We start from the raw sequence: 9087 nt of genomic DNA on the forward strand, positions 1-9087 counted from the left end.
GTACTCAGGTAATTTCTCAGTTGGAGAAATTATATGACGTACGGAAGGTAGAGCTTCTTTCGGAGATGGATGGTGAATAAAGTCGTGAAATGCCGGAATTCGGCTTCACAATAGAGAGGCGGAACAGTGCTTTGAGGAAAGTCCCTGCATTTGTTCCAAGGGATCCCCTTATGGGGAAAAGTATAGAAGGAGAGAAAACAATGGCTATTATGTACTATGAGAAGGATTGTGACTTACAGTTATTAAACGGTAAGAAGGTTGCCGTGATCGGTTATGGCTCTCAGGGTCATGCTCATGCCCTGAATTTACGGGACAGCGGTGTGGATGTAGTCATCGGTCTTTATGAAGGTTCCAAGTCTGCTGATAAGGCAAGAGAAGACGGCTTTACCGTATACAACACAGATGAGGCTGTAAAGAAGTCCGATATTATCATGATTTTGGTAAATGACGAGAAGCAGGCTAAGCTTTACAAGGATCAGATTCAGGCAAACTTAAGTGAAGGTAAGACTCTTGCTTTTGCTCACGGATTCAACATTCATTATCATGCCATTATTCCTCCAAAGAATGTAAATATTATCATGGTTGCACCCAAGGGACCGGGACATACCGTTCGTTCTCAGTATGTAGACGGAAAGGGTGTTCCCTGCCTTGTGGCTTGTGAGCAGGATTATTCCGGAAACTCTATGGATGTGGCTAAGGCTTATGCAGCTGCTATCGGCGGTGCAAGAGGCGGAATCTTAGAGACAACCTTTAAGGAAGAGACAGAGACAGACCTTTTCGGAGAGCAGGCTGTACTTTGCGGTGGTGTTTGCGCTTTGATGGAGGCAGGCTTCAATACTCTTGTTGAGGCAGGTTATAAGCCGGAAAATGCATATTTCGAGTGTGTACATGAGATGAAGCTGATCGTAGACCTGATTTTCAATGCGGGATTTGAGGGAATGCGTTATTCCATTTCCGATACAGCTGAGTATGGAGACTATACTGCAGGACCAAAGATTATCGGTGAGGAAGCAAAGAAGGCTATGAAGCAGATTCTTTCCGATATTCAGGATGGAACCTTTGCGAAGGATTGGATTTTGGAGAACCAGGCAGGAAGACCTCACTTCTTAGCAATGAGAGAGGAACATGCAGAAACCTTGGCTTCCAAGACAGGTCAGGATTTACGTCAGAAGATGGGATGGAAGCAGGTTCAGGATTTGGATCAAGCGAGATAATTGCCCTAGGCCAGCGGCACATTTTGTGCCGCTTTTTTTAAAAGAAAAAGGAAGTAGAAAGATGGAATTAACATTGGATCGGGTATATCAGGCAGCCCATGTTTTAAAGCCCGTAATACATAAGACGGATTTGGTACATGCAACAAGAATTCAAACAGATTGTGATTTATACTTAAAGACGGAAAATTTACAAAATACCGGTTCTTTTAAGATTCGAGGGGCTTACTTTAAGATATCCACCCTATCCGAGGAAGAGAGAAAAAAGGGAGTGGTAGCCTGCTCCGCAGGAAATCATGCCCAAGGAGTGGCTTTGGCTGCTCAGGCCAGCGGCACCAAGTCCACCATCTTTTTACCGGCCATTGCCCCTATTTCCAAAGTGGAGGCTACCAGAAGCTACGGGGCCAGTGTGAAAATGATAGACGGTGTCTATGACGATGCCTATGAAGCGGCGGTGAAATTCCAGGAGGAGCATGGATCTGTCTTTATTCATCCCTTTAATGATGTGGATGTTATGGCAGGACAGGGGACTATCGGAATGGAAATCTTGGATCAGCTGGAGGATGCGGATGCGGTAGTCGTTCCTGTAGGCGGAGGCGGACTCATTTCCGGTATTTCCTTTGTAATTAAGAAATTAAATCCAAAATGTAAGGTGTACGGCGTACAGGCACAGGGCGCGGCTTCCATGGTGCAGGCGGTGAAGGATCATCATCTGGAGAGTCTGGAAGAAGTACATACCTTTGCGGATGGTATTGCGGTAAAATCTCCGGGCAGCTTAAGCTATGCGATGGTAGAAAAATATGTGGATGAGCTGGTGACGGTTACAGACGATGAAACTGCCGCAGCGATTTTAACTCTTATGGAAAGACAAAAAATTGTTTCCGAGGGTGCGGGAGCGGTTTCCGTAGCGGCAGTCCTTTTCAATAAAATTCCGGTAAAAGGCAAAAAGGTCGTTGCGGTTATTTCCGGCGGAAATATCGATGTGAATATCCTGGCTCGTGTAATTAACCGTGGTCTATTAAAAACCGGAAGAAAAGCGAGTCTTACCATTCCTCTTTTAGACAAGCCCGGACAGCTGGAAGAAGTTTCTAAGATTATTGCCGAGCAGGGAGCCAATGTGACCAAGGTAGATCACAATAACAATGTGGAGGATTCCGACATTAACGGATGTCATCTGACCTTACAGATTGATACCAGAGACTTTGCCCATATTGAGCAAATTAAGCAAGCCTTTATTCAAAGAGGATTTACTATTCTTTAGAGCGTTGAAAGAGTTTATCCAAGGATTGGAAAAATAGAGTAGGAGGAGAGATGACAGGAGCTGCTGCCATTGTAAAATGTTTGGAGTTGGAAAAGGTGGACTTTGTTTTCGGCTATCCCGGGGTAGCGATATGTCCCTTTTATGATAGCTTGGAAGACAGCGAAATCCGTTCCATTTTGGTGCGTACGGAACAGAATGCAGCCCACGAAGCTAACGGCTATGCCAGAATCAGCGGAAAGCCGGGGGTCTGTGCGGTAACCTCAGGACCGGGTGCTACCAACATTATCACGGGAATCGCCACTGCCTTTGCAGACAGTATTCCTTTGGTTGTAATCACAGGACAGGTGGAGAGTGCTTTACTGGGTTCCGATGTCTTCCAGGAGGCAGATATTTGCGGTGCCTGTGAATCCTTTGTAAAATACAGCTATACCGTACGAAATGTAGAGGAAATTCCTAAGATTTTCAAGGAAGCCTTTCATATTGCCATGACCGGAAGAAAGGGACCGGTTCTGATTGATATCCCTATTGATGTACAAAATGCTTCTCTTCGGAAATTCCAGTATCCGGAGGAGGTTAAGATGAGAACCTATAAGCCCACAGTACAGGGAAATCCGGTGCAGATTAAAAAGATGTTCCAGAGATTGGCAGCTACAAAGCGTCCTATTCTCTGTGTGGGCGGCGGTGTGCACCTGGCAGATGCTAAGGAGAGGGTTCGGGCTTTTTCCAAGAAATTCAATATTCCTGTGGTTTGTACCATGATGGGACTTGGCGTAATGGAGGAAAATGATCCCCTTTTCTTCGGTATGGTGGGGAATAACGGAAAGCCCTACGGAAATAAGGCTATGAATCATGCAGACCTTATCATTATGATGGGGGCCAGAGTAGCAGACCGTTCCATTAGTCAGCCGGACTTAATTACAGATAATAAGACCTTGATTCACATCGACGTGGATCCCGCGGAAATCGGAAAGAATGCAGGACCGGAGATTCCATTGGTGGGAGATATTGCCAGCGTGTTGGATGCCTGTCTGGAGGAAGAGGGAGAATTTCATTATTCCTCCTGGATTTCCGAATTGGAGAATATTAAGGGAGAAATTCAAAAAGTTCTTCAGAAGAAGAAAGAAGAGGGAATGGCTAAAAATCATTTGGTTCATCCCGAGTATTTCCTGGAAGAGCTGAATAAGCAGTTGAATCAGGACGCGGTTTATGTGGCTGATGTAGGACAGAATCAGCTGTGGTCCTGCGCCAATTATCAAATGAAAGACGGGCGCTTCCTTACTTCAGGCGGTATGGGTACTATGGGATATTCTACGCCGGCAGCTATCGGTGCTTACCTTGCCGATCCGAAGAAGCAGGTGGTGGCAGTTATGGGAGACGGTTCCTTCCAGATGAGTATGATGGAATTGGCTACCATGAAACAATATAATATCCCCATTAAGCTGATTGTCTTCCATAATGGAGTATTGGGCTTGGTTCACCAATATCAGCACAAAACCTATCATGACCGTTTCACCATGGTGGATCTTACAGGAAATCCCGACCTTTCCATTTTGGCTAAGGCCTACGGACTTTCCTATGATGCCATTTCAAAAAATGAGGAAGTTTCTTCTAAGATCACTGCGTTCCTTAGCAAGAAGGAAGGCGGAATTTTAGAAGTGTATATTGACAGTCATGAGGTAGTGTGATGAAAAAAATATATTCTATTTTGGTGGAAAACCAGTCCGGTGTTTTGGCAAAGGTTGCAGGATTGTTCTGGAGAAGATGCTTTAATATCGATTCCTTGACTGTAGGAGAAACTGAGGATCATTCCGTTTCCAACATGGTGATTGTCTCCAGCGGCGAGAAAAAAACACTGGAACAGGTAGAAAAGCAGCTGAATAAAAAGCTGGATATTATTAAGGTTCGTACCTTTACGGAGACCCAGGGGATTACCAGAGAATTGCTTTTGGTAAAGCTCCGTTATAATCGGGAAAACCGAAAGGATATTATGGAAAACTGTCAGATTCTGGGGGCTAAGATTCTGGAGCTTAGTAAGAATCAGATGGTGATTGAAATGTGTGATACTCCGGAAAGAATCCAGATGTTTCTTGACACTTTAAAGACAGTGAGCATTTTGGAATGTGCCAGAACCGGAACCTTGGCGATGTTAAAGCTGTCGGAAGGAAATGCCTAAGAGGAGAAGAGGCAGAAATTCCGGATTATAAGAAAAAAATAATAATTTTTCCATAGAACAGGGAGAAAAATAGGAAGAAAATAAAAAAGAAGCCATAGAGTATTTCTTGAATTTTCACAAAAGATTTGCGATAATATCAAAGATGTTCAATTGTTTTCCACAGAAAAGGAGATGTACAATGAAAAACGTATCAACAACAAATGCACCGGCAGCTATCGGACCTTATTCTCAGGGCTATGTTGTAGGAAATTTAGTATTTGCTTCCGGACAGATTCCTGTAGATCCTGCTACAGGAGAGATTGCAGGACCGGACATCGCAGCACAGGCTGAGCAGAGCTGCAAGAATGTTAAGGCTGTAATCGAGGCAGGCGGAAGTGATATTTCCAAGGTTTTCAAGACCACTTGTTTCCTTGCTGATATGGCTGATTTTGCTACCTTTAACAGCATTTATGAGAAGTACTTTACTTCCAAGCCGGCACGTTCTTGCGTGGCAGTAAAGACCTTACCAAAGAATGTTCTTTGCGAAATCGAGGCTATTGCGGAGATCTAATATGAAATTTTATTCCTATGAATATTTATTAAGTAGGATAGAAGTGACCAACTGGCTGCAAATCACCTTTGCAGCCATTTCGGCACTTCTATTGTTGTTTGCATTGTTTATGTCTTTTAGAGATAAAAAAACCACTAAGTATAGAGAGTTATCATTAATTGCTTTACTTTTGGTGCTTGTGACAATTGCTGTACATATTAATAACTATCAAAGCCATAAAAGAATTGATGATCAATACAGCACTGCTCTAAGAGTGATTGAGCAGGCATCTGGTCTATTGGAGGAAGATAAAACGGACTTGTATATCAATACCCAGGCGGCAAGAGATGGAGCGATTATTAAGACCAAAGAAGATCAGTTTTACCGTATTATTTCTGTGGATGGAAACATACTTTTGGAAAAAATGAATTTGTATAATCCTCAGACAGAAATTGTGGATGTGGAGAAGTAGAGTATAGTATCTTAAAGTATTATGCAGAATTAAAGGGTCATAAGGTATTGATGTAATTTGGAGGAGAAGTAGATGGTTGTATCTTATATAAATATTACCATTAAATTGGCACTGGGACTTTTGTCCATTGTAATGGTCATAAATTTTACCGGAAAAGGAAATTTAGCCCCTTCTTCTGCCAGCGACCAAGTACAGAATTACGTTCTTGGTGGCATTATCGGTGGTGTAATATATAATGAGAACATAGGGCTTTTACAATATTTTATTATTTTATTGATTTGGGTTTGCCTTGTTTTGAGCTTAAGATGGTTAAAAACCAATAGCGCCTTTTTCAAAAAAGCCATAGATGGAGAGCCGAGTTTGTTGATTAGCAGAGGGAAACTGGATACAGAGGCTTGTAGAAAGGCAGGGCTTACTGCTCACGAAATTATGTTTAAGTTACGAAGCAATAATATCTATAGTATTCGAAACGTTAAGCAAGCGGTACTGGAGCAGAACGGACAGCTAATCATAGTAATGTCGGGGGAAGAAAACCCAAGATATCCTCTGATTACGGATGGGACAATTCAGGCTCAGGCTTTGGATAGTATTGATAAGACAGAGGAATGGCTTTTGGAAAGACTAAAGGAACAGGGAGTTGAATCTGTATCAGATGTATTTTTGGCTGAATACGAAAATGGAAATCTGAACATTGTCCTTTATTAATAAAAAAATAAGGAGGAGATTATGAGGTGTAAAGTTTGCGGTACGGAAGTAAAAGAAAATCAACGGTTTTGTCCTACCTGTGGCTTATTGATTGACCTTTCTTTCTCCCCCTTTCAAAACATTGAAGTTCAGCCAGAGCCGGAGAAGGATGAAGAACCTGAATTTTTAAAACAACAGATGTTGGCACAGGAAGAGGCGGAGAGCGAGGAAGAGTCTTTGGAAAATCTTCCTTTGAAGAAAAATGTTGATGAATTCCTGGAGGAACAAAAAGAGGCCGGAGAGTTGGAATATGCACCGGAGGAAGAGCCTATTCAAGAAGAACTTTCACAGGAAGAAGTTTTACAGGAAGATGTTTCACAGGAAGAACTTGAGGAGAAAGCTGTACAAGCAGAGGCTGTAAAGGAGTCTGTAGCTTCGGAAGAGAAAGAGGAAACCGATACAGCCGCTCTTTCAAAAGAACAGGAAGAAACCGATACCGATACACTTTCAGGGGAAAAGGAAGAAACCGATACAGCTGCTCTTTCAAAAGAGCAGGAAGAAATCGATAGAGATGCTCTTTCAGAGGAACAGGAAGAAGCCAGCTTCATTGAAGCCTTTTTCCGGGAGAAGGAAGAGCATGGGGAAGAAGAGTCTCAGCCGGAAGAAGCTCAGGTACAGGAATCTATACAAGAGGAAGCGGAACAAGAAGGACTGAAAGAAGAGATATCGGAACAAGAAACATCGGAACAAGAGGAAGCCGGAATACAAGAATTTGTACCGGAGGTATTTACTGAGGAAGATTCTAAAGAAGATTCTCATGGAGATGAGCTTCAGGAGAAAGAGCCTCAAAAGGATGAGCTTCAAGAGGATGAGTCTCAAGAAGATGAGCTTCAAGAGAAAGACCCTCAAGAGGAAGAGTCTCAAGAGGAGGAAGGTCCTTTAGAAGACGAGTCCATTACCCTTATTGAAAGAGGACTTTTCCGGGAAGAAGTGCAGGAAGATGAAGAAGAGCCGGAGGAGAAAATCCTTTCCTTACAGGAAAAACGTAAGGAAATGGAGGAAAAGCTGGCTTTTGAGGGGGAAATTCCTGATGATCCTGATGATTTCCAGGATAAGGCAGCCATTCCTCCAACCTCAGTGGGAGAATGGAAAAAGGGCTGGCAGAAATGGAAGAAGGCAGCTCCTTTAGCAATTATTCCCGTTTTGGGCATTGCATATATTTGTTATCAAAACTTGCCTGCTACCCAATATGATAACTTACTGAAGAAGGGAACAAAGCTGGTTCAGTCTGAAAAGGGAGACGAGGCGATAGCTCTTTTAGAAGGAATGCCCTCTAACCTTACGAAGAACAGCAAATATTATCTTCTTTTGTCAGAGGCCTATGGAAAGGCCGGTAGACATCAGGAGGCGGTAAAGGCATTGGAAGAAGCGAAGAAGCTCTACCCGGAGGATACAGAGGTTCAGACAGCATTGTCTCTTCTGGATCCCAAGGTGGAATCGGATTTGCAGGGAGACAGTTTTACCGACCCTGTGGAGATCAGCTTAAAAAGCAGTGGAAAGAAAATCATTTACAGCATAAGTGGAGGAAAAGAGGATATTCAGAATGAGGAATATCTTGCTCCGATAAAGCTGAGTCGAAACGGTAATTACACTTTGACAGCCTATGCACAAGCCAGTGACGGCAGTATGGGAGAAAGCTACAGTAAGAGCTTTAGCATTAGTTTGGATCCGGAGAAGTATCATCTGTCCCAGTTTGTAGATGAAGAGGGAGGACGTTCCTACATCGATGAAAATGGAGATCGGGTTACCGGATGGAAGGAAATTGCCGGAAAGTATTACTATTTTGATGAAAATGGAATTATGCAAAGCGGTTTCCAGGATATCGGAGGAGAACGTTACTATCTCAATTCCGATGGAACTATGCAGACCGGTCGTCTGGACTTGGAAGGAAAGACCTACTTCTTCGATCAGGATGGGCATATGATTAAGGATGCCTGGGTTGACAATCTTTACTATGTAGGGGAAGACGGCGTAATGCTTCGGAATCAGGAGAATAAAGAGGGGGTACATTTTGATGAGGATGGAAGGCGTGCCTTCCTTGCAGCTGATTTGTATGCCGCTCATCCGGACAGTATCGTCGTTGTGGAAAGTAAACAGAGAAAAGAACATTCTTCTTACTATCTTTTCCCGGCAAAGGTTTACTATCAGAAGAAAAACGGCAGAGCCAGCGGAAAAGTGGCTTATGAGACGGAAATCAAGGTTTCTAAGATGGCCATGATGAGTTATTTGGATGAAAATCTGCCAAGTATTACCGCAAAGGACGCCGTATCCTTCCTGCCGACTCTTTCTATGCAGAACATTAAGCAGAATAAAGACGGCGTTGTTACAAGCTTTGCTTTTGTTTTGGGAGAGAGGCGCAGTTAAATGAATACAAGCATAGTGATAGCTGTGAGCTTGAACGCCAAATGGCTTCTACCGTTTTTACTTCTTTCCTTTCTCTTTATTGTAGTTTTAACCGCGGTGATTTATAAAATCATGTGGCTACGCTTGGATAAGATGATTAAAGAGAAAGAAAAAGAAGATATTGAAAAAACAGAAGATAAGAACGAAGAGTAGAGAAAAAAGAGAGGCTGTAAATCAAACTATTTTGATTTACAGCCCTCTTAATTTATGGGTTCTCTCTAAAGCTGATTTGTCCTTCGTCAGTCATTTCTTCAATGATTGCCAGGCTATAAACCGGGAAGCCCATTTCTCTAA

At 42.9% G+C, this 9087-nt stretch carries 9 protein-coding genes; all 9 read left to right on the forward strand.

The features are described from left to right. Positions 1-200: 200 nt before the first annotated feature. The 9 genes from ilvC (at position 201) to ACO4PX_RS06230 (ending at position 8946) form a co-directional block, all read left to right on the forward strand. Entirely contained in the window at positions 201-1214 is a 1014-nt protein-coding gene (gene ilvC / locus ACO4PX_RS06190) for a ketol-acid reductoisomerase (RefSeq protein WP_315270192.1), read from the forward strand. A gap of 61 nt (positions 1215-1275) precedes the next feature. After that, a complete protein-coding gene (gene ilvA, locus ACO4PX_RS06195; protein ID WP_183684466.1) occupies positions 1276-2472 on the forward strand; it encodes a threonine ammonia-lyase in 1197 nt (398 codons plus the stop codon). Positions 2473-2522: 50 nt separating this feature from the next. Further along, positions 2523-4157: a biosynthetic-type acetolactate synthase large subunit gene (gene ilvB, locus ACO4PX_RS06200; RefSeq protein WP_308578804.1), complete on the forward strand. Its 1635-nt coding sequence runs from the start codon at positions 2523-2525 to the stop codon at positions 4155-4157. Further along, positions 4157-4645, forward strand: coding sequence for an acetolactate synthase small subunit (gene ilvN, locus ACO4PX_RS06205; RefSeq protein ID WP_007156250.1), 489 nt, complete (start codon positions 4157-4159; stop codon positions 4643-4645). Before ilvB ends, ilvN begins: the two co-directional genes overlap by 1 nt. 178 nt (positions 4646-4823) lie before the next feature. Next, positions 4824-5195 carry a RidA family protein gene (locus ACO4PX_RS06210; protein ID WP_007156249.1) on the forward strand — a complete coding sequence of 124 codons (372 nt, stop codon included), beginning with the start codon at positions 4824-4826 and terminating at the stop codon, positions 5193-5195. Position 5196: 1 nt separating this feature from the next. Continuing rightward, the gene (locus tag ACO4PX_RS06215; RefSeq protein WP_472450271.1) at positions 5197-5646 is read left to right on the forward strand and encodes a DUF3290 family protein; all 450 of its coding nucleotides are present in this window, start codon (positions 5197-5199) and stop codon (positions 5644-5646) included. A gap of 72 nt (positions 5647-5718) precedes the next feature. After that, on the forward strand, positions 5719-6351 hold the full coding sequence (locus tag ACO4PX_RS06220) for a DUF421 domain-containing protein (RefSeq protein ID WP_007156247.1): 633 nt from the start codon (positions 5719-5721) through the stop codon (positions 6349-6351). Positions 6352-6372: 21 nt separating this feature from the next. After that, the gene (locus ACO4PX_RS06225; RefSeq protein WP_485572000.1) at positions 6373-8754 is read left to right on the forward strand and encodes a tetratricopeptide repeat protein; all 2382 of its coding nucleotides are present in this window, start codon (positions 6373-6375) and stop codon (positions 8752-8754) included. Then, the gene (locus ACO4PX_RS06230; RefSeq protein ID WP_007156244.1) at positions 8755-8946 is read left to right on the forward strand and encodes a hypothetical protein; all 192 of its coding nucleotides are present in this window, start codon (positions 8755-8757) and stop codon (positions 8944-8946) included. It abuts the gene before it with no gap. Positions 8947-9087 lie beyond the last annotated feature (141 nt).

The organism is Oribacterium sp., from assembly GCF_057249185.1.

Excerpts from the sequence above, each read along its gene's own strand:
- ilvC (WP_315270192.1), top strand. The coding sequence starts at position 201 with ATGGCTATTATGTACTATGAGAAGGATTGTGACTTACAGTTATTAAAC.
- ilvA (WP_183684466.1), top strand. The coding sequence starts at position 1,276 with ATGGAATTAACATTGGATCGGGTATATCAGGCAGCCCATGTTTTAAAG.
- ilvB (WP_308578804.1), top strand. The coding sequence starts at position 2,523 with ATGACAGGAGCTGCTGCCATTGTAAAATGTTTGGAGTTGGAAAAGGTG.
- ilvN (WP_007156250.1), top strand. The coding sequence starts at position 4,157 with ATGAAAAAAATATATTCTATTTTGGTGGAAAACCAGTCCGGTGTTTTG.
- ACO4PX_RS06210 (WP_007156249.1), top strand. The coding sequence starts at position 4,824 with ATGAAAAACGTATCAACAACAAATGCACCGGCAGCTATCGGACCTTAT.
- ACO4PX_RS06215 (WP_472450271.1), top strand. The coding sequence starts at position 5,197 with ATGAAATTTTATTCCTATGAATATTTATTAAGTAGGATAGAAGTGACC.
- ACO4PX_RS06220 (WP_007156247.1), top strand. The coding sequence starts at position 5,719 with ATGGTTGTATCTTATATAAATATTACCATTAAATTGGCACTGGGACTT.
- ACO4PX_RS06225 (WP_485572000.1), top strand. The coding sequence starts at position 6,373 with ATGAGGTGTAAAGTTTGCGGTACGGAAGTAAAAGAAAATCAACGGTTT.
- ACO4PX_RS06230 (WP_007156244.1), top strand. The coding sequence starts at position 8,755 with ATGAATACAAGCATAGTGATAGCTGTGAGCTTGAACGCCAAATGGCTT.